Genomic DNA, 24,462 nt, shown 5'->3' with positions numbered 1-24,462 from the left:
AACGGGCTATTATTGGGGGCGTGTGGTACGAAAGTATTCCTCTTCTCCGCTTCTGCGGCCCCGGCCCGCAAATTTTCTGCGTCTTGCGCTAAACCCTGGCGCATTTTCTTGTTCTAACCCCGCACAACCCCGCCGCTCCTAACCCGCTCCCCTGCTTGGAAGACCAGGAAATCCTCGCCAAGTTCGCCGACCCCGCGGCCCGCAATGTGGCCTTCAACCAGCTGGTGCGCAAGTACCAGTCGAAGATCTATTGGCACGTGCGCAAGATGGTTATCGACCACGACGATGCCGACGACCTGACCCAGGACGTGTTTATCAAGGTGTGGAACCACCTGGGCAACTTCCGCCGGGATGCCTCGCTCTACACCTGGATTTACCGCATTGCCACCAATGAGTGCCTGAACTTTCTGAGCAGCAAGCGGCGCAAGTTTTTCCTGCCCCTGAACGACGTGGCCGCCGAACTGACCCAGAAAGTGGAAGCCGACCCCGGCCTGGCCGGCGACGAAATCGAGCTGCGTCTGCAAAAAGCCATCCTGCGCCTGCCCGACAAGCAGCGGCTGGTGTTCAACATGAAGTACTACGACGAAATAACCTACGAGCAGATGGCCGACATCACCGGCACCAGCGTAGGGGCGCTAAAGGCGTCCTATCACCACGCCGTCAAGAAAATTGAACAGTATGTCAACGAAGAATCCCACCACGATTAAACCCTGGGGCCCGCGCCCCATCTAAGCCCTATGAACACTCCTTTTCGTCTGGATGACCACAAGCGGCGGCCCCAGCCGCTGGCTCCGCCCCCAGCCGACTACTTCGAGCGGCTGCCGCGCCAGGTAATGGCCCGGGTGCAGCCCGCCACCGGCCGCGACGCGGCCGGGCTGGGCTGGCACTGGCTGACGGTCCTGTCGGGCCCGGCGCGCACGGCCCTGGCCTCGGCCGTGGTGCTGGGCGGCTTTGCCACCAGCTTTTTCCTGAGCCAGCCGGCAGCCACGTCGGTTTCGGCGCCGGTAGCGGCCCTCGAAGCCGTGCCCCGCACCGAGATGGTGCAGTACCTGCTGGCTTCCGACTCCCGCGTGACGCTCACGGACCTGGCCGAGCTATCAGCCACCGACCGTACCCTGACCGAGAGCTTTTTGCAGGCTTCGCCCGGGGAGTTGCAGGATGCCCTGGACGCCCAGCCCACCGATGAAAACTATCTGTAACCTCTATTTTTGACGCTTCTCTTGCTCTCTTCTCCCATGAAATATCTCCTTCGTAGCCTCCTGGCCTTGCTGCTGCTGGCGGCCCTGCCCGGGGCGGGCTTTGCCCAGGGCGGCCGCCAGGGCGGGCGGCTCAGTCAGCTGGAAAACGCCAAGATTGCCTACCTGACCGACAAAATATCCCTGACCCAGGACCAGGCCCAGCGCTTCTGGCCGCTCTACAACGAGTTTTCGGACAAGCGCCGCGACGTGGCCCGCCGCATGCGCCAGCTGCGCACGGCCAACCCCGACGGCCTCTCCGACCAGCAGATCAAGGATAACCTGACCCAGGCCCTGGCCCTGCGCCAGAGCGAGGTGAATCTGGAAAAGGAGTACTTCGACAAATTCCAGAAGGTGCTCACCATCCGCCAGGTGGGGCGGCTCTTCATTGCGGAGCGCGACTTTACCAAGGAAGTCCTCAAGCGCGTGGCCGACCGGCGCGGGGGTAGTGGGCCCGGCGCGGGCCAGTTTGCCGGCCCACCCGAAGATTAGTTTTTTCCGCACGCTCTATTGCTCCCAAACAGGCTGCCCGTGGCAGCCTGTTTTTGTTTGCTGGCCACCCTATACCCGGCCTTCCAACCGGGGCTAGGCAAAGCCAATGACCAAAGGCCCGGTTATAGTTGCCACCTTTGCGGCCTGAGTAGCCATTTTTCCGCCGCATGAGTCGTTCCCTTCGTTTGTCCCTTCCCCCGTTGCCCGCCGTACTGCTGTCCATTGCCAGCGTGCAATGCGGGGCGGCCATTGCGAAAGGCCTCTTCCCGATGCTGGGAGCAGCCGGCACTGCCAGCCTGCGCATCGGCATTTCGGCCCTGGTGCTGGCGGTGGTAGTGCGGCCCCGCCTGGCCCGCCTGACGCCGGCCCAATGGCGGGCGGTGGTGCCCTACGGCCTGGCGTTGGGCTTGATGAACTTCCTGTTTTACTGCGCCCTGGCCCGCATCCCGCTGGGCTTGGCCGTCACCCTCGAATTTATTGGCCCGCTGAGCCTGGCCCTGGTGGGGGCGCGCCGCTGGTTCGACTTCGTGTGGGTGGTGCTGGCCGCCGCCGGCATTGCCCTGATTGCGCCCTGGAACGGGCAGGGCCTCGACCTGCTGGGTTTATTTTTTGCCGTGGCGGCCGGAGCCTGCTGGGCCGTCTACATCGTGCTGGGCCAACGCACGGCTACTGTGCTGCCGGGCCAGCGGGCCGTGGCCGTCGGAATGCTGTTTGCGGCCCTGCCGGTGCTGCCTTTCGGGGTGGCCGGTGGCAGCTTTCACGCCCTGACGCCCCACCTGCTGTTGCTGGGCAGCCTGCTGGCCTTGTTTTCCAGCGTGCTGCCGTTTTCCCTCGAAATGCAGGCCCTGCGCACCATGCCCACCCGCACCTTCAGCATCCTGATGAGCCTGGAGCCGGTGGCCGCGGCGCTGTCGGGCTGGCTGCTGCTGCACGAGCGGCTGACGCTGCCCCAGTGGCTGGCCGTGGGCTGCATCGTGCTGGCCAGCGCCGGCGCCACGCTTACCACCAGCCGGCCCGAGCCAGCCCTGGGAGCCGAATAAGAGCTTTCGTTGTTTATACGGCGGGCCGGCAGCAGCTCGGGCCGGCCACTGGTTACGGCCCGGAGTCTACCTACCTTTGCGCCCCCAAACCCGAAGTTGCTTTGCTTATGCTTACCCCCCGCCAGCTGTTTCTGCGCCACCAGGCCCAGACTTCCGACTTTCCGCTGCTGCTCGAAATTGAGCGGGCCGAAGGCGTGTACATGTACGATACCGCCGGCCGCCGCATTCTGGATCTGATTTCCGGCATTGGGGTAAGCAACGTGGGCCACCGCCACCCCCGCGTGGTGCAGGCCATCAAGGACCAGGCCGATAAGTACCTGCACCTGATGGTATATGGTGAGCTGGTGCAGGCCCCGCCGGCCGAGCTGGCCTACGCCCTGCACCAAACCCTGCCCGCGCACCTCGACAGCGTATACTTCACCAATTCCGGGGCCGAGGCCATCGAAGGGGCCCTGAAGCTGGCCAAGCGCCACACGGGCCGCACCGAGCTGATTTCCTGCCACAACGCCTACCACGGCTCCACCCACGGCGCGCTGTCCATCACCGGTTCCGAGGGCTTCAAAAACAGCTACCGCCCCCTGCTGCCCGACGTGCGCCACATCCATTTCAACGAGCCCGCCGACCTGGCGCTGATAACCGAGCGCACGGCCGCCGTCGTCGTCGAAACGGTGCAGGGCGAAGCGGGCGTGCGGGTGCCGGAGCCGGGCTACCTGCCGGCGCTGCGCCGGCGCTGCCACGAGGTAGGTGCCCTGCTGATTCTGGACGAAATTCAGTGCGGCTTCGGGCGCACCGGTTCCTTCTGGGCCTTCGAGCAGTTCGACGTGACGCCCGATATTCTGGTGTGCGCCAAGGGGATGGGCGGCGGTATGCCAATTGGGGCGTTTATTTCGTCCCAGGAAATCATGGCGGGCTTCAAAACCAACCCGATTCTGGGCCACTGCACCACGTTTGGCGGGCACCCGGTGTCGTGCGCGGCCTCCCTGGCCACGCTGCGCGTTATTCAGGAGGAAAATCTGCTGGCGGGCGTGCACGAAAAAGCCGCCCTGTTCCGGCGGCTTCTGCAGCATCCTGCTATTCGGGCGGTGCGGGGCCACGGCCTGCTGCTGGCCGTCGAGTTCGACTCCTTCGCCGTGCTCAAGCCCATCATCGACCACGCCCTGGCCCACGAAGGCATCCTAACCGACTGGTTTCTGTTCTGCGACAATTCCCTGCGCATCGCCCCGCCCCTCACGATTTCCGTTTCCGAAATCGAGGAAGCCTGCGCCGCCCTGCTGCGCTCAGTTGATGCTTGTGCTTAGTACTTAGTGCTTGGTGCTTGGTGCTTGGTGCTTAGAAAGAGGTAGTGCCCAATGCCTTACATCGACATTGGGCACCAGATTTAATTCTAATATCGAAGCTGTGTGCACGAGATGCCAAAACCCAAGCACTAGGCACTAGGCACTAGGCACCAAGCACTAAAACCCCTACAGCCCGCTGCCTTTGGGGTGGGTGCCGTTGTAGTTGAGAAACGACTCCGACTCGGTTTTGATCTGCTCCCGGGGCAGGCCGTCCTTTACGCCGACCGATATTTTGCGAACCAGCACGCCCACAATGGCTTTGCGGAAGCCCAGCTTTTCGGCCATGCCAATGCAGAAGTCCATTTCGTGGTCGTCCACGATGCCGTCGGCCAGCATCATGTCCACCAAGTCAAAAATCTGGTCGAACCGCTCCGAATCGTTGTCGGGCAACACCAGGTTGATGTTGCCGGAGTTGGCCACGATGGAGCGCACGTCGTCGGCCCGCATTCCGTTCTTTTTGCCCACCGCCACGATGAAGCTCATTTCCCGCTCGTCAATGTGGCCGTCGGCTTTGGCCAGCGCTGCCAGATTCATGAGGTGACTTTTCACTTTCTTGGTTTGCTCGTTTTCAAAAAAGCCAAACATATAGGGCGTCGCTTAAGTAACGGTGAAGGAAAAGAACAGAGCCTGCCGGGCGGTTTAGCGGCGGCGGCAGAGCGGTTAAGATACTCGGCAGGAAGGTTTGTTGCAATACGCAGTTCTAAAAAAAATAGCCGGCAGCAACCTATTTTCTGCGTTGTTTTTTTGCCTTTCCACCCCTCAAAGACTTTGTTTTCAATTTGGATTTACCACCTTTGCCCCGCCCGCACTGGGCAGTTTTGAATACCTGAATTATGATGAAACGTATTGCAGTTTTCACCAGCGGCGGCGACTCGCCGGGTATGAACGCCTGCATCCGGGCCGTGGTGCGCACGGCCGTGTACCACGGCATTGAGGTGTATGGCATCATGCGCGGCTACAGCGGCATGATCAAAGGGGAGTTCGTGAAGCTGGATTCGGCTTCCGTGGCCAACACCGTGCAGAAGGGCGGCACGATTCTGAAGTCGGCCCGCAGCCAGAAATTCCAGACCAAGGAAGGCCGGCAGCAGGCCTTCGACCAGCTGGTCAACAACGGCATCGACGGCCTGGTGGCCATCGGCGGCAATGGTACTTTTACCGGCGCCACCATTTTCGAGCAGGAGTTCGGCATTCCCACCGTGGGCGCCCCCGGCACCATCGACAACGACCTCTACGGCACCGACTACACCATCGGCTACGACACGGCCGTGAATACGGCCCTGGAGGCCATCGACAAAATCCGGGACACCGCCGATTCGCACGACCGGTGCTTTTTCATCGAGGTAATGGGTCGCGACTCGGGCTACATCGCCATTCCCTGCGCCATCGGGGGCGGGGCCGAAATCGTGATGATTCCGGAAACCCAGATGTCGACCGAGGCGGTGATTGAAACGCTGAAAGCCGGCTGGAAACGCTCGAAAACCTCGTTTATCGTGGTAGTGGCCGAGGGCGATGAGGAAGGCAACGCCCAGGCCGTGGCCAAGCAGGTAAAGGAAGCCATTCCGGAGCTCGACACCCGCGTGACTATCATCGGGCACGTGCAGCGCGGGGGCTCCCCCACCGCCGCCGACCGCCTGCTGGGCTCCCAGATCGGCATTGCCGCCGTGGAGGGCCTGATGAACGGCATGCGCAACGTCATGGCCGGCATCGTGGACCGCAAGCTGGTCTACACCCCCTTCAGCGACACGATCCACAAGAAAAAGCTCATCAACCAGACCTTCATGCGCATGGTCGAAATCCTGTCGGTGTAGCGGTGAGTTGGTGAATTAGTGATTTAGTGATTTAGTGAGTTTTTCGTTCTCACCGCACTGACGCTGAGTTTCCTGCCATTACGAGGCCGCCGGCATCCGCTGCCAGTGACTAACGACCTTTTACCAGAAAGCCCTTTATTCCAACCGGAATAAGGGGCTTTTCACGTAAGAGCACTCCGCATATTTGAGAGGACGGATTGCTTCAGCTACACCTCGCAATAACAGGAGTCATTGAACGACAACTCACTAAATCACTAAATCACTAAATCACTAAATCACCATCTCACCGCCTCCGGGTGCAGCCAGTGGTACTGCGGGTCGCGGCGCAGCCAGGTGAGCTGGCGCTTGGCGTAGTGGCGGGTGTTGCGCTTGAGCAGGCGCACGGCTTCGGGCCAGTCGTAGAGGCCGTCGAGGTAGCCGAAGATTTCCTGGTAGCCCACGGTTTGCAGCGCGTTGTGGTGGCGGTAGGGCAGCAGGGCGGTGACTTCGGCCAGCAGGCCCGCGTCCAGCATCTGGTCTACCCGCTGGTCGATGCGCTGGTAGAGCTCTTCCCGCTCCCGGCTGAGGGCTATTTTAACGGTTTGGAAGGGCCTTTCCTTCGCTACTTTGGGCGTGTGAAAGCTCGAAAACGGCTGGCCCGTGCTGCGCGTCACTTCCAGGGCCCGCACCACGCGCTGGTGGTTTTGCCGGTCGATACGGGCGTGCGTTACCGGGTCGAGGCGCTCCAGCTCGGCCACCAGCGGCGCCAGGCCGTGCTCGGCCAGCTCCCGTTGCAGCGCGGCCCGCACCGTGAGGTCGGCCAGCGGCATTTCATCCAGCCCCTCCGTGACGGCCTGCAGATACAGCCCCGAGCCGCCGGTGAGAATAACCACCCGGTGCCGCTGAAACAGCTCGTCGAGCAGGGCCAGGCAGTCGGCTTCGAAGCGGCCGGCGTTGTAGTCTTCCGTAATGCTGTGCGAGTCGATGAAGTGGTGCGTTACGCCCTGCATTTCGGCCGGCGTGGGCTTGGCCGTACCGATGCTCAACTCCCGAAAAAACTGCCGGGAGTCGGCCGAGATGATGTCGGTCTGGTAGTGCTGGGCCAGCTGCACGCACAGGGCGGTTTTGCCCACGGCCGTGGGGCCGGCCACGACCAGCAGCGTGGGCTGCGGCGGCGAGAAGTCAGGAAGCGAAAAACTCATGCGGAAACGGGTTGGGGAGCCCACAGGCTCTGGTAAAGGCCCAGCAGGTGCTGCTCCTCGCGCTGCCAGTTGAAGGCCAGCCGGGCGCGGCGACAGTTCTGGGCCAGGGCGTGGTAGCGGGCCGGGTGGTCGCGCAGCAGCCCGTTCAGGGCCGCCGCAATCGACTCGGGCGTCAGCGCCACCACCTCGGCCACTTCGTACTGCTCATTCAGCAGCCGGTACTCGGGAAAATCGACGATCAGCTGGGGAATGCCGGCGTGCAGGTAGTCGAAAAACTTATTGGCCAGGGAATAGTAATAGCTCAGCCCCTGGTTTTCGAGCAGCATAATGCCCACCGCCGCCTGACTCGTGACTTCCCGTAGCGCGTCGGGCAGCACGTAGCCGCGAAAGTCAACCTTACCGGAATCAAGCAGGCCCAGCCGGGCCGCCCGCGCCCGCAGCGGCCCCGACAAGTCGCCTTCCCCGCAGATAACCAGGCGGCCCGCCACGTGCGGCATGGCGTCGAGCAGCGCCTCCAGGCCCCGACCCGCATTCAGAGCGCCCTGGTAAAGAATGTACCCCTCTTGGGGTGCCGCCACCGGGGCCGGCGGCAGTTCGGCGGCGCTCAGCCGGCTGATGTTGCGCACCACGGCAAACGGCCGGCCGTAGCGCTGCTCAAACACCCGGGCCAGGGCCGGCCCCACCGTGTAAGCCAACGCGGCGCGGGGCACGATAAACCGCTCGACGGCCCGCCACAAGCGCTGCACTGCCGGCCGGCTTACTACTTCGGGCACCTCGGTAAACAGCTCGTGGGCATCGTAGATAAAGGGCTGGCCCGCCAGCCGGGCGCGCAGCCACACCGGCAGGGCCGTATCCAGGTCGATGGCGCACCAGGCGCTGGCTTGCTGCCGAAGCAGGTAAAAAAACAGCCTTATATTGTATTCTAAATAGAATAATTTGCCTTTATTGTTCCAGCAGCGCAGCCGGTGCTGCCGATACGGCTGGGGCGTCAGGGGCTGCGAGGCCCGCCCCTGACGCCCCACGAGCAGCACCTGGTAGCCATGCCGGGCCAGGCTCCCGCAGATTCGCTGCATGCGCTGATCGTAGTTTAAATCGGTGGTTACCGTGAAGATAAGGGTGCGCATACAGAAATCAGCGGCATTTTTCCGGGCCCAATCCCGCGTGAAAACACGCTATTTGGGATATTTTTGACAAATTTAAGGAGTTAAAACTCGCGTACTGGTTACGTGTGGTGGATTACCTCCCCCGCCGACCCCCTATCCTACCCGATGTCGATCCGACCTGTATCACCGGCTGCCGCGGCACCGGGGGCTGCTCCGGCCCCCAGCGCCGACTTTTACCGCGCCCTCTTCGAGGAAGCCTACGACGCCCTGCTGCTCTACGATGAGCACGGCGTGCTGGTCGACTGCAACCAGGCCGCCCGGCAGCTGCTGGGCACCACGCGCCCGGCGCTGCTGGCCGCCGGGCTGCCCGGGCCGGCTGAGCTGCCGGCTTCCGGCACGGGCCCGGAATCGTACTGGCACTCGGCGCAGGAGCTGCAGGAAGCCATTCGCCAGACCGCCCAAACCGGCACCCGGGTAGCGAAGAACTGGCGGGGCCAGCGGGCCGACGGCACGACTTTGCAGGCCACCGCGACGCTACACCGCATTGCCACGCCCGGCGGCGCGGCCGTGCAGCTCCTCCTGCGCGACGCGCGGGAAAACCCGCCCGCGCCCGACGCCCACACCGAGGAGCTGGTGCTGAGCCGCGCCCAGGAGCAGGTGCGCGACCTGCTGAGCCGGACCAACCTGAGCTACGTGGCGGTTGACCGGGCGGGCGTGATTGTCGACGTCAACGACTACTTTCTGCACTACACCGAGTACTCCCGGGAAGAAGTCGTCGGCCAGCTGTATCATCTGGTGTTCACCCCGGCGGCGGAGCGGGAGCGGATGCGCCAGAACTTCCTGACCTGCATCGAAACCGAGCAGTTGCAGGACTTCTACGAGCGCGCCATCGTCACCAAGTCGGGGCAGACGCGCATGGTGTACTGGCACGCCGAGTTTTCGCGCGACCAGCGGGGCCTCGTTACCGGCGTCTTCGTGGTGGGCCGCGACTACACCGACCGCCACGTGGCGGCCCGCGCCCTGACCGACAACCGCCACCGCCTGCAGGACTTCCTGGACAATGCCCACGACCTGATTCAGAACCTGAGCATCGACAACCGCTTCCTGTTCGTGAACAAGGCCTGGAAGGAAAAGCTGGGCTTCTCGGACGAGGACCTGGCCCAGATGACCCTCGGCGACGTGGTGCACCCCTACTACAAGGCCAAGCTGCTCTACCAGCTGCGTAACCTCTACAAGGGCGAGAAAGTCAACAAGCTCGAAACGGTTTTCCTGACCAAGACCGGCAAGCCCATTCACCTGATTGGCTCCATCAGCTGCTCCTGGCAGGACGACGAGCCGGTGAGCACCCGCGCCATTCTGCACGACATCACCGACCGCATCAAGGCCGAGCGCCTGCAGAAGGTGTACTACAGCATTGCCAACCTGGCCATCAGCTCCAAGGACCTACAGTCGCTTTACGGGGCCATTCACCGGGAGCTGAGCAAGATCATCGAAACCAACAACTTCTACATTGCCCTCTGCGACGACGCGCGCACCCAGCTGCAGTTCAGCTACTTCGTCGACCAGAACATTCAGGGCGAGCAGGGCCTGGTGTCGCGGCCGTTTTCCTCGGGCGTGTCGGAGTACATTATCCGCACCGGGCGGCCCCAGTTTCTGCTGCGGGCCGAGTTGCAGGAGCTCATTGCCAACGGCACCATTACGGCCTTCGGGCTGATGCCGGAGGTGATGCTCTGCTCGCCCCTGAGCATCGGGGAGCGGATTATCGGCGTTATTGCCGTGCAGGACTACCACAAGGCCGATGCCTACGCCGCGGCCGACATCGAGATTCTGCACTTTATTTCCAACCAGGTGGCCCTGGCCATTGAGCGCAAGCGCAACGAGGTCCAGATCAACAAGCAGAACGCCCGCCTGAACGCCATTTTCGAGAGCGGCACCCACCTGATGTGGTCGGTGGACATGCACTCGCGCCTGACGTCCTTTAACCGCAACTACTCGGCCTACTTCCTGCGCCGCAACGGCGTGTATCCGTCCCTGAACGTGAACCTCTGGCAGGCCGACCTGGGCATGATGGAGGAAGAAACCCGGGAGGCATTTATCGAGAACTACCGCCGCGCGTTTCAGGGCCAGCCCCAGCGCTTCGAGGTGCGCCTGCGCGACTCGCGCGGGCAGGACACCTGGCGCGAAATCTACCTCAACCCGATTTACCTCGACGACGGCACCTTCGAGGAAATTTCGGGCATGGCCCACGACATCACCGACAAGAAACGCTCCCAGCTGGAGCTGGCGGCCCAGGAAGAGAAGTTCCGGGCCATCTTCGAGTCGTTCCAGGACGTGTACTACCGCACCGACGGCAAGGGCATTCTGACCCTGGTGAGCCCCTCGGTGCAGGACATGCTGGGCTACGAGCCCGAGGAAGTCATCGGCACGCCCATTATGAGCTACTACGTGCACCCCTCGCAGCGCGACGAGCTCCTGAACAGCGTGCAGAACTTCGGCGAGGCGCGCAACATCGAGGTGGCCATGCGCCACAAGCTGGGCCACTCGGTGAGCGTGCTGGTGAATGCCCGCAAGGTAAACGACGGGCCAGAAGGCACCGAAGGCATCGGGCGCGACATCACCGAGCTCAAGCAGATGCAGGACGACCTGCGCCACGCCAAGGAGGAAGCCGAAACCGCCCTGGAAGCCAAAACGCAGTTTTTGGCCAACATGAGCCACGAGCTGCGCACGCCCATGAACGGCATCATCGGCATGATTGACCTGCTGCACCAGACCGTGGCCTCGGAAGAGCAGGAAGAGTACGTGGACACGCTGCGCAAGTCCTCGGACGCGCTGCTGACCATTCTGAACGACATTCTGGACCTGTCGAAGATTCAGGCCGGCAAGCTCCAGCTCAACGAGTCGGGCATTGATTTGCACTACACCCTGGAGAAGATTCACTCCCTGTTTGCCAACCGCGCCAACCAGAAGCACCTCAAGTTCACCTACCACATTACGCCCCACACCCCGCGCTTCATCATCACGGACGAAACCCGGGTGCTGCAGATTCTGAGCAACCTGACCTCCAACGCCATCAAGTTCACCTCGGCGGGTACGGTCAGCATCATCGTCTCGTCGGTGAGCACCGACGGGGTGGAGCACACGCTGCGCTTCGCGGTGCAGGACTCGGGCATCGGCATTTCGCCCTCCAACGCCAAGCTGCTGTTCACCAACTTCACCCAGCTCGACACCACGCCCACCAAGGCCTTTGGCGGCACGGGCCTGGGCCTGGCCATCAGCAAGCAGCTGGCCGAGCTGCTGGGCGGCGAAATCGGCATGATTTCCAACACCGACGACGGCTCCACCTTCTGGTTTACGATGCGCTGCCGGGTGGCCCTCAACGAGGAGGAAATCGTGCAGGAGCGCGTGGCCTCCCGCGACCGGAGCCACGAAATTATGCGCCTGGAAACGGCCCCGCGCGTGCTGCTCGTCGACGACAACCCCATCAACCAGAAGGTAGCCGTGCGCCTGCTCGACAAGCTGGGCTGCCAGATCGACGTGGCCAGCGACGGGTTTGAGGCTATCAGCAAGGCCACAGCGCCCACGGGCCACTACGAGCTGATCTTCATGGACATTCAGATGCCCGAAATGGACGGCATCACGGCCATGAACCAGATCCGGCAGCGCCTGGGCCGGCAGTGCCCCCCCATCGTAGCCATGACGGCCTACTCGATGAAGGAGGACGCCGAGCGGTTTGTGCAGCAGGGCATGGACGACTACATTTCCAAGCCGGTGAAGTCGCAGGACCTCTACACCGTGCTGCTGCGCTGGACCGGCGCGGCCGAGCGCCTGGCGGCCCTGCACCTGTCCAACGCTTCGGAACCGGACACCGTGGCCGAGCTGCCCGCCCCGCTCCTGGCGCCGGCCGCGCCGGAAGCCGCCCCGTCAGAAACCACCTACATCGACCCCGAGGTACTCGACCAGCTCCGGCAGCTGGGCGGGGCCGAATTTGCCGCCCAGCTCTACGCCGATTTCGAGCAGGAAGCCGGCCAGCTGCTCAGCGAAGCCCAACAGCTGGTCGATGAAAAACAGTACGCGCAGATCCTGCCGCATTTGCACCAGCTCAAGGGCACGGGCTTCACGCTGGGCATAAATGAGCTGGCCGAATGCGTAAAAAGCTTGGAACATGACCTAAAAAAAGGCCAACTTGACCACGTGGAACAGGATTTCCGCACCATCATGCGGCATTTCACCACGTTCGTGAATACCTATTCGTCTGTTACCCAGAGCGAGTAAACGCCGTAGTAGTTCTTAACCGACCCTTCCCGTACCCGTCCGACCCTAAACCTTCTCTTCCATGGCTGATTCTAAAACGATCCTGATAGCAGAGGATAGCTCTGTTATTTTGAACCTGACCAAAAAAATTCTGGAGCTCCAGAAATATAAAATTGTATCGGCCAAGAACGGCGGGGAAGTAATCAAGCAGGTGGAGTCCCAGCCCATCGACTGCGTGCTGATGGACATCAACATTCCGGTGAAAGACGGCATGGAGTGCACCCGCGAAATCCGGCGCAACGCCGACCCGCGCATCGCCCAGATTCCGATTATCGCCATTACCGGCAACGCCAACAACTACTCGATGGAGCAGTTCCGCGAGGCCGGTGTGACCGACTACCTGCCCAAGCCTCTCGACTTCGACGCCCTGGTGCGCGTAGTGAAGCAGTATATCGGGTAAGGAATTATGAATTATGAATGCTGAATTATGAATTGGTGCTACCCCGGCGGGCCAGGAATAATTCATAATTCATAATTCAGCATTCATAATTCAAGCAACAGTGCAAGTTACTTTTCTCGGTACCGGTACGTCCCAGGGAGTCCCCATGATTGGGTGCCACTGCCCGGTATGCAGCTCCGTGGACTACCGCGACAAGCGCCTGCGCGTATCGGTGCACGTGCAGACCCAGGGCAAAAGCCTGATTATCGACTCGGGGCCCGACTTCCGCCAGCAGGTGCTGCGGGCCCGCATCGACCACCTGGACGCGCTGCTGTTCACCCACGAGCACAAAGACCACACGGCTGGCATGGACGACATCCGGGCGTACAACTTCAAGCAGCAGCAGGACATGCCCGTGTACGCCGAGCCGCGGGTGCTGGAGCAGCTCCGGCGCGAGTACGCCTACATCTTTGCCGAGCACAAGTACCCCGGCGTGCCCAAAGTGGCCACCTACCCCATCGTGAGCGACTCGGACAGCTTTCTGGTGGAAGGCGTGGAAGTGCACCCCATTCGGGCCCTGCACTACAAGCTGCCGGTGCTGGGCTTCCGCATCGATAATTTCACCTACATCACCGACGCCAACCATCTGTCGCAGGAGTCGCTGGACCGGGTGCGGGGCTCGGAGGTAATCGTGCTGAACGCCCTGCGCCACGAGCAGCACATTTCGCACTTCAGCCTGTCGGAGGCGGTGGCGATTCTCGCGGATCTGGCCCCGCGGGTGGGCTACATCACCCACATCGGGCACCAGCTGGGCAAGCACCGCGAAGTAGAAGCCACGCTGCCCGAGAATATCCGGCTGGCCTACGACGGGCTGCAAGTGACGCTCTAGGCTTCTTCCCGACCGGCCGTATGCGTAGAAGCCTCCTCTTTCCGCTGATGATTCTATGCGCCACGGCCGGCCCGCTGGTCGCCCAGTCGGGTGCGGGCGTGCACAGTGCCCCGGGCATGCCGCTGTCGGTGGGGCACAAAGTGAGGACGCCCTACAGCCCGGCCCGGGTGCTGGCCCCGGTAGTTCTGCCCCGCTCCTGGCATCTTACCGACCCGGCGGCCCGGCGGGCTGCCAGCTTCAAGGTCGTATCGTATCTGACCCAACGGATGCGGTGGCCGAAAGAGGCTCTGCAATTGATGAGTGCCGCCGACACGGCCATTCAGGTGCAGTTCGTTTTCCAGCTTCGGATCAACGCCGACGGGAGTATCCTGCCACCTCGTCTTTTGCAGCGCAACTTCGCGTTAGAAGAAAGCCGCTTTAGCCCCACTGTGGTAGCGGCCCTGGAAAAGGAGGCCAACCGCATAGTCAGCACCATGCGGTTCAGCCCGGCCACCCTGCCGCGGGACTCCATAGCGGTGCCATTGACGTACTCTTTCAAGTAGCCGTTACCGCCCCGCTTCGTTTCAGCCTGGGTTTCTTACCCCCGGCACCCCCTTCTCCATGCATAACAACTATTATTTCCTGCGCCAGCTGGCCCCAGCCCTCACCCGGCAGCTGGCCGGTTTCCGGGTTGCCACCTGCTTTTCGCAGGAGAAAGACGAGCTGGTCGTGGGCTTGCTCAAAGGCGAGGAGGAATTCTGGATCAAGGCCCAGCTCTCGGCCAACTTCCCGGTGCTGGCCCTGCCCGAAACCTTTCACCGGGCCCGGACCAACTCCGTGGATTTGCTGCCCGGCCTGCTGGGCCAGGAAGTTGCCGATGTCAGCGTATTTCCCCACGACCGGGTGCTGCGCCTGCACTTCCTGGGCGGCGGCTCTTTGCTGTTCAAGCTCTACGGCCCGCGTCCCAACGCCGTGTTCCGCTCGGCTCCCGACGCGCCCGCCGAGCTGTTTCACCAGCGCTACTCGGCCGATGCCGACCTGGCCCCGGCCCCCGAGCCCCTGCCCGACCCCACGAATCCGCTGCGCAGCTTTCCGGGCCTGGGCGACGTGCCGCCGCGCTACCTGCGCGCCCACGGCTACGACGCGGCCGATGCTACCACTCGTATCCGAATGGTGCAGGACATAGTAACTCAGCTCGAAAACCCGGCCCACTTCTACCTCGTGGCCGTGGAGGGCAAAACCCGCCTGACCTTGCTGCCCATCGGCGACGTGGAACGGACGCTGCCGCCCGACCCGGTGGCGGCCCTGCGCCTGTTTGTGCCCCTCACGCTGGGCCGGCGGGCCTACGAAACCGAGCTGCGGCAGGTGCGGCAGCAGCTGGAGAAGCGGGCCGAGGAAGCCACCATCAGCGCCAGCCAGGCCCGCACCCGCCTCTACGCCCTGGAGCACACGGCCGGCTACCGCCAGACCGCCGACCTGATTATGGCCAACCTGACGAATATTCCGGCCGGCGCCGCGCAGGTCGAGGTCGTCGATTTTTACCAGGACAACCAACTGCGCACCATCAAGCTTAAGCCCTCGGAAACGCCCCAGCGCACGGCCCAAAACCTGTACCGCAAGGCCAAAAACCAGAAGATTGAAACCGAGCAGCTGCAGGAGCGCATCGAGCGGCGCGAAACCGAAGCCCTCTGGTGCCTGGAGCGCCTGGAAGAGCTGCCGGCCCTGACCGACCTGCGCGCCCTGCGCACCTGGCGCAAAACCCACGAGCTGCTGCCCGCCACCAAAGCCCAGGAGGCCGCCGAGCTACCCTTCAAAGTATTCACCGACGGCGGCTACACCATTCTGGTGGGCCGCAACGCCCAGAACAACGACCTGCTCACCCAGCGCTACGCCCACAAAGATGACCTCTGGCTGCACGCCAAGGACGTAACCGGCTCCCACGTCGTCATCCGGCAGAAGCCGGGCCACCCCACGCCCGAGCCGGTGATAGAGCGGGCCGCCCAGCTGGCCGCCTGGTACTCGCGCCGCAAAAACGACTCGCTCTGCCCCGTGACCGTCACGCCCAAGAAGTTTGTGCGCAAGCGCAAGGGTGCCGTGGCCGGACAGGTAGTAGTCGAGCGGGAACGGGTGGTGCTGGTGGTGCCGGCCAACCCCTTCGAGCGGGCCGGCGGCTGATGGCGTGTAGAGACGCATACTTGCATCTCGCCGTTGAACGAAAATCGTCGGCCGCGCCGGGCCAGGCTAAAAGCAAAATCCCTGCTTCAGGCGAGCTGAAGCAGGGATTTTCGTTGTGTGCGCGCGGGGAGATTCGAACTCCCACACCCGAAGGCACCACCCCCTCAAGATGGCGTGTCTACCAGTTTCACCACGTGCGCAAAAGGGCAAGAAAGCGGTACTCGCAGCAGCAGCCCGAGGGCCGCTGACTTCGCTGAGGAGGCGAAGTGGGCACAAAAGTAGGGGCTTATGCCAAGCGGTGCAAGCACAGGCGCGTTTTTTCTGCGAAAAAGACTTCCTCCCGCCGTCTCCGTTGCGCTGATCCATTCATAATCAAGGGCAAAGCCGGTCAAGAAATTTTGCTTTTTTCTGCCGGCTGCGGCCCGCAACAGTGCTCCGGGGGCTTTTGCCGGGGACTACCTAACAAAAAAGCCCGCCATCCGGGACGGACGGCGGGCTTTTTATTCGGATCAGGCCTCGGGCTTACTCAGCGCGGGCCAGGGGCGTGTCGACCACATGCTCGGAGACGAACCATACCTGCATTTCGTTGGCGCGCATTACGTCGCTAACCACCAGGTCATTGGTGCCGTCGTCGCCGCTTTCATCGGCGCGTTTGGCGTATTCGTGGCAGTTCTTGAGCATAATCTGGTGGGCTTCCAGCAGGCGCGAAACCTGAATGGGAGCTTCTTCCCGGTCTTTGGGCGGGCGGGGAATGGTCGTCAGCTCGGCTACGTCGGCGGCCATAGCAATGGCCACGCCCCCCAGGATCTGGATGCGCTCGGCAATGGTGTCGACCAGTACGCTTTGCTCCTCATAGTGCTTGTCGTAGAGCAGGTGCAGCTGGTAGAACGTGGGGCCCACCACCTGCCAATGGTGCTTTTTGTAGAGGTCGCGCAGGGTAATGGTATCGGCCAGCAGCTGGTTGAGCATCGTTACGCTATCCTGACGCACGGCGTCGGAAAGGCCGATGGGCAAGCGTTGCGAAACGGTGCCGTACTTCTGCAAAGGGGCGGGGGCATTGCGCTGCTGGTTGAGTACGGGCTGCACGCTGGGTGCGGTCTGGCCGTTGCCGTTGCTGGAACCGGTCGAGGCCGTGGGAGAAGCTTTTTTGGGAGCCGCCGCTTTGGCCGCGGCGGGTTTCTTGGTGGTGTCTTTGGTAGCCATGAGTAGGTAGTATGCAGAAAATGGTAGCAGCCGGGGCGGCCACTACAGGGCTTTACGAGTGCCGACGCGCTAGGTTCTGCCTTTTGCTGCGGGCCGGGAAGTCGGCGCCGGCACCAGCCCGCCGCTGGCCGCATTACTTTGCCAACCCGAACCCCGCTTTGTAAGTTGTAGTACCGATGCCACACGCCCCGCACTCCCATCCGCACCCCGAAGACCACCTGAGCAGCTCGGCCATGCTGCAGGATATCGTCATTGGCCTCTCCGATGGCCTGACCGTGCCCTTCGCCCTGGCCGCCGGCCTGAGCGGGGCCGTCAGCTCGTCGGCGCTGGTTATTACGGCGGGACTGGCCGAAATCGTGGCCGGCTCCATTGCCATGGGGCTGGGTGGCTACCTGGCAGGCCGCACCGAAGTGGAGCACTACGAAGCCGAGCTGGCCCGGGAGCACCGGGAAGTGCGGGAAGTGCCGGAAGTAGAGCGGGCCGAGGTCGACGAGCTGCTGACCGAAATCGGGCTGTCGGAAGCCACCCGGAAGCTGGCCGTGCAGGAGCTCACCGCCGACCCCGAGCAGTGGGTGCGGTTTATGATGAAGTACGAGCTGGGCCTGGAAAAGCCCGACCCGCGCCAAGCCCCCAAAAGCGCCGCCACCATCAGCCTGGCCTACGCCGTGGGCGGCCTGATTCCGCTGAGCGCCTATTTCCTGACTGCCACACCCCGTGAAGGGCTGCTCTGGTCGGCCGTCATTACCATCGTCTGCCTGCTGGTTTTTGGCTACCTGAAAAGCCGCCTGACGGGCCAGCCTCCCATCACCGGGGCCCTGAAAATGGCCGGCACCGGGGCGCTGGCCGCCGGGGCAGCATTTCTCGTGGCCCGGCAATTCGGCGAATAGAGTTACTCTGTTGCCCATAAAAAAGGCCGTAACTAGCTGGTTACGGCCTTTTCTGTGGATGACAGTAAAACTATTCCGTGCGCAGCAGGCGGGCCACCTGCCGCCCATCGGCGGTGCGGGCCAGGTAGAGGCCGGCTGGTACGCCGGCCGCCGGCCGCCACTGCACCTCGCCCGAGGGCAGGCTGCGCAGCGTCGTGACGGGGCGGCCGAGCTGGTCGAATACCAGCACCGCCTGCACGCCCGGCTGGGCCAGCGTGAAGCTTACCTGGCTCTGAAACGGGGTGGGCACGGCGTTCAGCGTGGTTACGGGCCGGGCCGCTTGCGTGGCCAGCGACGGGCTGCCCACCCGGAACGTCAGCGTCTGGGTGTTGCTGGCCTTGATGGGGCAGTTCTCGTCGGTGGTCGTGACGGTGCAGTAGTAGAGGCCGGGGCGCAGGGTAGCCGGGGGCAGCCAGTCGAGCTGCGCGGTGGGGCTGAAGCCGGGCGCGGGGGGCGTAAACTCGGCGTTGGGCAATACCTGCTCGGCGTTGCTGCTCATGGTCAGAATCTGGTTGCCGTTGGCATCGGTACCGGGCAGGCGCACGCTCACCAGCTGGCCGGGCCGCACCGGAATAACGGTGCTGGCCGGCTGCGGGCTGGCGCTGTTGTTGACCGTCACCGGCCCCAGCGCCGGGGTTTGGTTGGTGCCGGCATCGACGACAACCAGCATCATCTCCCGCCGAATGCTGCCCACGAATACGTAGCTGCCCGGGCCCAGCCGCCGGTATTCGGACACCTTGACGGAAATGGCGTACTTGTTCTCCGGGGAATTTACTGCCGCCGTGAAAAGAGCCGGCTTGACGCTAATTGCGCCGCTGCTGGGGCCGAAGCTGAAAAAAGGCTGGGCCTGCTTCAGGGGGCAGCTACCGGTGACGTTGTAAGAAAGCAGCGGCAGCGTAGGCGAATAGGTAACTGCGGCCGGCCCGTTGACAACACAAGCCGGGTCGGTAGGGTCCACGAGGGCCGGTGGGACGAAGCTCTTGTAGGTAAAAGGGTCATTACAGCCCACCAGCGGCGCCACCAGCTCGTATGCCAGCGAGTCGCCATCGGCGTCGACGGCCATTGCGCTGAAGCTGGTCGGCTGGTTCCAGCCGACGTAAGCTACGGCCAGCGTATTGGCGGTGAAAACGGCCGAAGTATTGTTCAGGCCGTTGCGGTTATCGAGCGCCGCCTCGCAGTACAGGTTGCCACTCCCGGAATTTACGTTGCCCATTGTCGGCCGGGCGTTCAGGGTCACAATCAGCTTCCACTGGGTGGGCGGCAGCGCCAGAATAACGTCAAAATCCGCGCTTTCCTGGTTGGTGCGCTGGCCCGAGCCGCAGGCATTGCCGATGGTAGCGCAGTAAGGAGCATCCGCGCGCTGCGAGCCGCCTACCAGCGTCATCGGAACGCTAGAGGTAAAGCCGCTGCAGCCGCTGGCCTGGTACTCGAGGCGGGGCTGTAGCGTGGAGACGGCAGCGCCGCCACAGTCGCGGTACACCCGAAACACAATCCGGTACTGGCTGCCGCCCAGATGACGGTAGAATACTTCGCCGCCCAGCACGTGGGAAGCCTGCGCCGAGTAACCGGCCAGTAAACCCAGCAGCAGCAGCACCCACCGCATAAAGAGTAATGGTGTAGTCATGCGCAATAAGGAAAATGAGGATGAGAAGAAAAGGATAAGTCACCGGAAGCGGCGCCGCTTCCGTCTTTGCCAAAGCTAAGCAATGCAGCCCGGGCCGGGCGTACTTTTTACGGCCGGCCCGGGCCGGTTGCGGCCGGGGCCACAACCCGCCCGGGGCCCGGACAGTATGCCCTCTTCCACCCTCCTCTTTCTGATTCCGCATATGGCTTTCCCCTTCTTCGGCGACGACAAATCGAAAATCGCGCAGCTGCTGGCCACGCTGCCCCAGCAGGGCCGCGTCGAGTGGATCGGCATCCGGCCCGGGCGGCGCGAGCCCCCGCAGAGCCTGTCCGCCGTGGAGGTGCTCACCGATGCCCGCCTGCACGGCGACCACGCCCGGGTGAAAGCCGGCGGCAAGCGGCAGGTGACGCTGGTGCAGCACGAGCATCTGACGGCCGTGGCCGGCTTCCTGGGCCTGAGCGCGCCCCTCGACCCCGGCCGGCTGCGCCGCAACCTGGTGGTCAGCGGCCTGAACCTGCTGGCCCTGAAAAACCGCCGCATCCAGCTCGGCGAGGAGGTCATTCTGGAAATCACCGGCGAGTGCCACCCCTGCTCCCGCATGGAGGAAGAGCTGGGGCCCGGTGGCTACAACGCCATGCGGGGCCACGGCGGCCTCACGGCCCGCATCATCCAGGGCGGCCACCTGCGCGTCGGCGACGCGGTGCGGGTACTGCCGGCAGAAAGTGCTTCTTAGCCACTTGTCACTTATAGAAGCGCACCGCCTTTCTGTCATCCTGAGTCGAGCGAAGGACCTTCCTTACCTACCCCACCGCTGCTGCCAACACGAAAAACCCTTTCTCGCGCAGGCAGGAAAGGGTTTTGTGCATTTATGGACGCTTGTCACTTATCAGAGGCAGGTCCTTCGCAAAAGCTCAGGATGACAGGGTGAGCAGTCAACAATCAACCCTTACTCCCCGGTAGCCCGGGGAAAGTCGTTGCGCGACCATTCGCTCCAGGAACCCACGTAGAGCTTCGGGATTTCCAGGCCGGCCTGGGCGAAGGCCAGCAGCGTGTGGCAGGCCGTGACGCCCGAGCCGCAGTGCACGATAACCTGCTCCGGGGCGCGGCCGGCCAGCACGGCTTCGTAGGCGGCCCGCAGCTCCGGGGCCGGCCGGTACTGGCCCTGCGCGTCGAGGTTGCCGGCGAAAGGCACGTTTACCGCCCCCGGAATATGACCCGCCACCAGGTCGATGGGCTCGGTTTCGCCCCGGTAGCGCGCCGCCTCGCGCACGTCGATAATCAGGTGGCTGCCGGTGGCGGAGGCCTCCCGCACCAAAGCCACGGGGGCAATGGGCAGATGCCAGCCGCTGGCCGGGTAGGGCGCGGCGGGCGTGGCCTGCTCGGGAGCATCGGTCAGGGGGAAGCCGGCAACCTGGGCGGCGGGCAGGCCGCCGTCGAGGACCTGCACGGCGGCGTGGCCCACGCCGCGCAGCATCCACCACACGCGGGCCGCCGCGTTGGCCCCGCTCTTGTCGTCATACACCACGACGGGCGTCTCGGGCGTGATGCCCAGGCAGCCCAGCAGGCGGGCAAATTCCGCCACGGGCGGCAGCGGGTGCCGCCCGCCCTGGGCCGCGTCGGCGGTGGGCCGGGCCAGGTCCTGCTCCAGATCCACGAACAGGGCCCCGGGCAGGTGGGCCGCCTGATAGCGCTGCCGGGCCTCGGGGCCGGAGCGGGCATCGAGCAGAACAAAGTGTTCGGTTTGCTGGCGCTGGAGCAGTTCCGGGGCGCTGATAAGGGGTTGCGGGAAGTCAGACATCTGCGGCGGGAGGGAAAGCACGTGAACTGGTGGGAAGGCCAAGATACGCCGCGCTAAGGTTGCGCCCTAACGCAAGGCCTAACGGGCGCCTCAGTCCCCGGCCTGACGGGCGCCTCACCCCCCGACCCCGCAAATGCTTTATGCGCATTATCCGAAAAAGGAGAGGGGGAGCCACGGCTTGCTTGCTTGCTTGCTTGCTTGCTTGCTTGCTTGCAACAAGTCCTAAGGTTAGGGAACGGACCTCTAGTAATCGGTCGGCTCCCCCTCTCCTTTTTCGGATAATGCGCATAAAGCATTTGCGGGGCCGGGGGGTGAGGCGCCCGCAAGGCCCGCGTTAGGGTTGCAACTCGCCTAGTCCTGCTGGGAGGGCATGCTTTCGGGGCGGGGCGTCGCGTCGCGGTGAGCCAGCCTGTAGATGACGGTCAGCACCACGTTGTCTTTCACCGAGGCCCGCAGCGGCAGCAGCTGGCCCTGCTTCAGGGTGGGCTGGGAATAGTTGGCCTGCCGCACCCATCCCAGCTGCACGTTCAGGTGCCGGTTGAACTGGTAGCCCAGACCAGTGTAGAAGCGGTTTCGCTCGAACACCGGCCCCCTGGGATTGAGAAACACCTCGTCGTAGACCGAGAGAAACACCGTTTTTTCGGTCACGGTCTTGTGGTTCAGGGGCAGGAAGGCGTTCAGGCGGTAGCGCAGGCGCTGGCGAAACGCGGTACTGTCCTCGGCCTGGTAGTGCAGCCAGCGCTGCTCCACCCGGTAGCGGTGCTCAATCTTGAGCCGGTCCATGTACTGACTCAGCACCAGCTGCTGCCACAGGCGCTTTTCCAGGGTGCGCGGGCCGGGCTCGTCGAAGGTGCTGTAGCGGCCGGTGCCCAGCAGCACGGTGAAGTTCTTGTCCAGATCGTAGCTCACCCCGCCTTTCAGCTCGTTGTAGAAGTACTGCCGGAACAGGCCGTCGGAGCGGGCCTGCACTTCCACGTAGCCGCCCCACTTCTTCTCCACGCTGCCGGGCAGCACCACCGTGCCGATGTACCAGTTGCCCCAGGTGCCGGGCGTCTGTGCGTGGGCGGCGTGCTGGCCAATCAGGCCCCCGAGGGCCACTACTACGCACAAGGCTTTGTTCATCGGGCGGAAGGGTCGTTGCGGCGGCGAAGGTAAGGCCGGAACCCACACGCCAAAAGTGCCCACCCCGATTTGCCCCGCCTCCCCTGCTTACTGGCCCAGCCGGTCGACGTCGGTCAGCTCGCCTTTGTTGAGCATGATGCGCAGGTCGAGGTTGGTCAGCGGGAACGACTCCTTGGCGTAGCGCTCCGGGAAGTTGAGCTGCCCGAGCGGGGAAGCGTCGTCGGTCATGTACTCGTTGGCCACCAGCTCTACGCCGTTGCCTTGGGCCCCCACCACTTTCAGCAGGGAGTAGTGGGCGCTGCCGGTGCTGTCGGTGCTGCGGATGGTGTACACGTCGCCGACCTGGGGCGCGGCCACGTAGGCGGCATTGTCGCGCGCATCCTGGCCGTTGGCAATAAACGCCCAGACCATGCCGACCAGCAGCGCCGCCAGCCCCGACCACTGCCACCACGGGGCCCGGGTCTGCGTTTTCAGGCTGCGCAGCGCCTGCCGCACTTCCCCGGCCTCGACGGGCAGCTCTTTGGCCTCCCAGGCCCCGCCGCAATGCCCGCACTGGGCCACGGCGGGCTTGGCGTAGGGCAGCAGCGGTACCCAGTACACGTGCACGTAGCGGCTAAATACGCTTAGTTGAACGACATTAGGCGTGGCACAGGCGGGGCAAGCCAGCTCGGGCACGGCTCCCACCGTGCGCACGTGGGAGCCATTGGTACCGTAAATAATCATGACGTGGGTAGCAGTAGATTCAGAAGCCGGAAAACGAGGTAAGACCCAAAGGTAACCGCTCGGCCCGGCGCAGCCTAACCGCCCGGGCCCGGTATTCTTCGCGCCCCCGGCCAACCATTCGGGCCGGGCGTGGTTAGGGGCTGGTCGGGCTTTCGTAGGTTGCCCCGCAGTATAGTACCCCCCAGACTAGCCTTTCCCCCGAGCATGTATCCGTTTCCCGGCAAACCCCTGATTCCGGTTTATACCTCCGAGCACCACGGCCTGACCGGCGGCAAGGGCAGCCAGCCCTTTAGCATCGTGCAGTCGGAAGGGGCGCTGGTGTACGAGGAAGACCTGCTGATTCCGCACCGCAAGTCGTATTACCTGCTGGTGTTCGTGCGGCAGAACCAGGGCCGGCACTGGGTCGACATGACCTCCTACGCGCGCAAAAACCGCACGCTCTACTTCACCGCGCCCCACCAGGTGCTGGTGAAAGAGGCGCCCACGCCGTTCTGGGGCACCTACCTCACCTTCACCCCCGAGTTTCTGGCCCTGCAGCAGCACGCCGCCCTGCGCGAGCTGCCCCTGATTCTGAACCCTCACCACGGCCACGAGCTGCGGCTTTCGGAGGCCGACTGGGCGTTTGCCGAAGATATGCTGGCCAAGCTCGCGGCCGAGTACCAGCGCCCCGGCGAGTGGCAGCACCGCATGCTCACGGCCTACCTCACGGTGCTGCTCACCTACCTGAGCCGGCTCTACACCGAGCAGTTCACCGGCGCCGAGCCGTCGGCCGACCAGCTGCTGCTGCGCACCTTCCGGGCCCGGATTGAGGAGAGCTTCCGCGAACAGCACGCGGTAGGGGCCTACGCCGCGCAGCTCCACATTTCGGCCGGCCACCTGAGCGAGGTCGTCAAGGCCCAGAGCGGGCGGCCGGCCATCAAGCACATTCACGAGCGGCTGGTGCTCGAAGCCCGCCGCCTGCTGTTTTACACACCCCTGTCGCTCAAGGAAATTGCCTTCGACCTGGGCTTTTCCGACGCGTCCTACTTCAACCGCTTCTTCAAGCGCGAGGTGGGCACCACGCCGGCCGAGTACCGCAGCAGCATCCGCAAAATGTACCAGTAATACCGCGGAATGGGGGCCGGCGGGGCGCTGGGG

General features: G+C 63.6%; 22 protein-coding genes and 1 tRNA gene. 14 read left to right on the top strand and 9 right to left on the bottom strand.

What is annotated here, in order from left to right; all coding sequences use genetic code 11:
- The first annotated feature begins 155 nt into the window (after nucleotides 1-155).
- From E5K00_RS01825 to E5K00_RS01805, 5 genes are all read left to right on the top strand, one after another.
- Nucleotides 156-707, top strand: coding sequence for an RNA polymerase sigma factor (locus E5K00_RS01825; protein WP_135461093.1), 552 nt, complete (start codon nucleotides 156-158; stop codon nucleotides 705-707).
- A gap of 30 nt (nucleotides 708-737) precedes the next feature.
- The gene (locus E5K00_RS01820; RefSeq protein WP_135461091.1) at nucleotides 738-1,199 is read left to right on the top strand and encodes a hypothetical protein; all 462 of its coding nucleotides are present in this window, start codon (nucleotides 738-740) and stop codon (nucleotides 1,197-1,199) included.
- A 36-nt stretch (nucleotides 1,200-1,235) separates the two neighbouring features.
- Nucleotides 1,236-1,727 (top strand): periplasmic heavy metal sensor, encoded by a 492-nt coding sequence (locus E5K00_RS01815; RefSeq protein WP_135461089.1) that lies wholly within the window; start codon nucleotides 1,236-1,238, stop codon nucleotides 1,725-1,727.
- Between the two features lie 167 nt (nucleotides 1,728-1,894).
- Nucleotides 1,895-2,767 (top strand): EamA family transporter, encoded by an 873-nt coding sequence (locus E5K00_RS01810; protein WP_135461087.1) that lies wholly within the window; start codon nucleotides 1,895-1,897, stop codon nucleotides 2,765-2,767.
- 107 nt (nucleotides 2,768-2,874) lie between these two features.
- On the top strand, nucleotides 2,875-4,065 hold the full coding sequence (locus tag E5K00_RS01805; RefSeq protein ID WP_135461085.1) for an aspartate aminotransferase family protein: 1,191 nt from the start codon (nucleotides 2,875-2,877) through the stop codon (nucleotides 4,063-4,065).
- Nucleotides 4,066-4,230: 165 nt separating this feature from the next.
- Here E5K00_RS01805 and E5K00_RS01800 read toward each other — a convergent pair whose 3' ends face one another.
- Complete coding sequence (locus E5K00_RS01800; protein ID WP_135461083.1) at nucleotides 4,231-4,689, bottom strand: tellurite resistance TerB family protein; 459 nt, start codon at nucleotides 4,687-4,689, stop codon at nucleotides 4,231-4,233.
- Between the two features lie 251 nt (nucleotides 4,690-4,940).
- Between E5K00_RS01800 and pfkA the strand changes: the two genes are divergently transcribed.
- Complete coding sequence (gene pfkA / locus E5K00_RS01795; protein WP_135463643.1) at nucleotides 4,941-5,912, top strand: 6-phosphofructokinase; 972 nt, start codon at nucleotides 4,941-4,943, stop codon at nucleotides 5,910-5,912.
- Between the two features lie 275 nt (nucleotides 5,913-6,187).
- Here pfkA and miaA read toward each other — a convergent pair whose 3' ends face one another.
- Nucleotides 6,188-7,093 (bottom strand): tRNA (adenosine(37)-N6)-dimethylallyltransferase MiaA, encoded by a 906-nt coding sequence (miaA, locus tag E5K00_RS01790; RefSeq protein WP_135461081.1) that lies wholly within the window; start codon nucleotides 7,091-7,093, stop codon nucleotides 6,188-6,190.
- Nucleotides 7,090-8,217 (bottom strand): glycosyltransferase, encoded by a 1,128-nt coding sequence (locus E5K00_RS01785; RefSeq protein ID WP_135461079.1) that lies wholly within the window; start codon nucleotides 8,215-8,217, stop codon nucleotides 7,090-7,092. The genes miaA and E5K00_RS01785 overlap by 4 nt, the downstream gene beginning before the upstream one ends.
- 144 nt (nucleotides 8,218-8,361) lie before the next feature.
- On the opposite strand from E5K00_RS01785, the gene E5K00_RS01780 reads away from it, so the two are divergent.
- The 5 genes from E5K00_RS01780 (at nucleotide 8,362) to E5K00_RS01760 (ending at nucleotide 15,929) form a co-directional block, all read left to right on the top strand.
- Nucleotides 8,362-12,468, top strand: coding sequence for a PAS domain S-box protein (locus E5K00_RS01780; protein ID WP_135461077.1), 4,107 nt, complete (start codon nucleotides 8,362-8,364; stop codon nucleotides 12,466-12,468).
- Nucleotides 12,469-12,529: 61 nt separating this feature from the next.
- Nucleotides 12,530-12,907: a response regulator gene (locus tag E5K00_RS01775; RefSeq protein WP_135461075.1), complete on the top strand. Its 378-nt coding sequence runs from the start codon at nucleotides 12,530-12,532 to the stop codon at nucleotides 12,905-12,907.
- A 100-nt stretch (nucleotides 12,908-13,007) separates the two neighbouring features.
- Entirely contained in the window at nucleotides 13,008-13,775 is a 768-nt protein-coding gene (locus E5K00_RS01770) for an MBL fold metallo-hydrolase (protein ID WP_135461073.1), read from the top strand.
- Nucleotides 13,776-13,795: 20 nt separating this feature from the next.
- Nucleotides 13,796-14,317: a hypothetical protein gene (locus tag E5K00_RS01765; protein ID WP_135461071.1), complete on the top strand. Its 522-nt coding sequence runs from the start codon at nucleotides 13,796-13,798 to the stop codon at nucleotides 14,315-14,317.
- Nucleotides 14,318-14,375: 58 nt separating this feature from the next.
- Complete coding sequence (locus E5K00_RS01760) at nucleotides 14,376-15,929, top strand: NFACT RNA binding domain-containing protein (protein WP_135461069.1); 1,554 nt, start codon at nucleotides 14,376-14,378, stop codon at nucleotides 15,927-15,929.
- Nucleotides 15,930-16,047: 118 nt separating this feature from the next.
- Here the strand turns inward: E5K00_RS01760 and E5K00_RS01755 are convergent.
- A tRNA-Leu gene (locus tag E5K00_RS01755) sits at nucleotides 16,048-16,129 on the bottom strand.
- A gap of 322 nt (nucleotides 16,130-16,451) precedes the next feature.
- On the bottom strand, nucleotides 16,452-17,132 hold the full coding sequence (locus tag E5K00_RS01750; protein WP_135461067.1) for a Dps family protein: 681 nt from the start codon (nucleotides 17,130-17,132) through the stop codon (nucleotides 16,452-16,454).
- Nucleotides 17,133-17,308: 176 nt separating this feature from the next.
- Here E5K00_RS01750 and E5K00_RS01745 point away from each other — a divergent pair, with 176 nt between their 5' ends.
- Nucleotides 17,309-18,019, top strand: coding sequence for a VIT1/CCC1 transporter family protein (locus tag E5K00_RS01745; protein WP_135461065.1), 711 nt, complete (start codon nucleotides 17,309-17,311; stop codon nucleotides 18,017-18,019).
- Between the two features lie 70 nt (nucleotides 18,020-18,089).
- Here the strand turns inward: E5K00_RS01745 and E5K00_RS01740 are convergent, their stop codons facing one another.
- Nucleotides 18,090-19,682, bottom strand: coding sequence for a hypothetical protein (locus tag E5K00_RS01740; protein ID WP_135461063.1), 1,593 nt, complete (start codon nucleotides 19,680-19,682; stop codon nucleotides 18,090-18,092).
- A 202-nt stretch (nucleotides 19,683-19,884) separates the two neighbouring features.
- On the opposite strand from E5K00_RS01740, the gene E5K00_RS01735 reads away from it, so the two are divergent.
- Nucleotides 19,885-20,415, top strand: coding sequence for an MOSC domain-containing protein (locus E5K00_RS01735; RefSeq protein ID WP_135461061.1), 531 nt, complete (start codon nucleotides 19,885-19,887; stop codon nucleotides 20,413-20,415).
- A 213-nt stretch (nucleotides 20,416-20,628) separates the two neighbouring features.
- Here the strand turns inward: E5K00_RS01735 and E5K00_RS01730 are convergent, their stop codons facing one another.
- The 3 genes from E5K00_RS01730 to E5K00_RS01720 all read right to left on the bottom strand — a co-directional run bounded on the left by E5K00_RS01730 (nucleotide 20,629) and on the right by E5K00_RS01720 (nucleotide 23,325).
- Nucleotides 20,629-21,480, bottom strand: a complete 852-nt coding sequence (locus E5K00_RS01730) for a sulfurtransferase (RefSeq protein WP_135461059.1) — start codon at nucleotides 21,478-21,480, stop codon at nucleotides 20,629-20,631.
- 351 nt (nucleotides 21,481-21,831) lie between these two features.
- The gene (locus E5K00_RS01725; protein WP_135461057.1) at nucleotides 21,832-22,602 is read right to left on the bottom strand and encodes a DUF2490 domain-containing protein; all 771 of its coding nucleotides are present in this window, start codon (nucleotides 22,600-22,602) and stop codon (nucleotides 21,832-21,834) included.
- Nucleotides 22,603-22,689: 87 nt separating this feature from the next.
- A complete protein-coding gene (locus tag E5K00_RS01720) occupies nucleotides 22,690-23,325 on the bottom strand; it encodes a hypothetical protein (RefSeq protein WP_135461055.1) in 636 nt (211 codons plus the stop codon).
- Nucleotides 23,326-23,529: 204 nt separating this feature from the next.
- Between E5K00_RS01720 and E5K00_RS01715 the strand changes: the two genes are divergently transcribed.
- A complete protein-coding gene (locus E5K00_RS01715; protein ID WP_135461053.1) occupies nucleotides 23,530-24,429 on the top strand; it encodes an AraC family transcriptional regulator in 900 nt (299 codons plus the stop codon).
- Nucleotides 24,430-24,462 lie beyond the last annotated feature (33 nt).

The sequence above is a fragment of the Hymenobacter aquaticus genome (assembly GCF_004765605.1).
Taxonomy (GTDB): Bacteria; Bacteroidota; Bacteroidia; order Cytophagales; family Hymenobacteraceae; genus Hymenobacter; species Hymenobacter aquaticus.
Note: the sequence above shows the minus strand (reverse complement) of the source record. Positions and strands in the feature narration are given on the sequence as shown.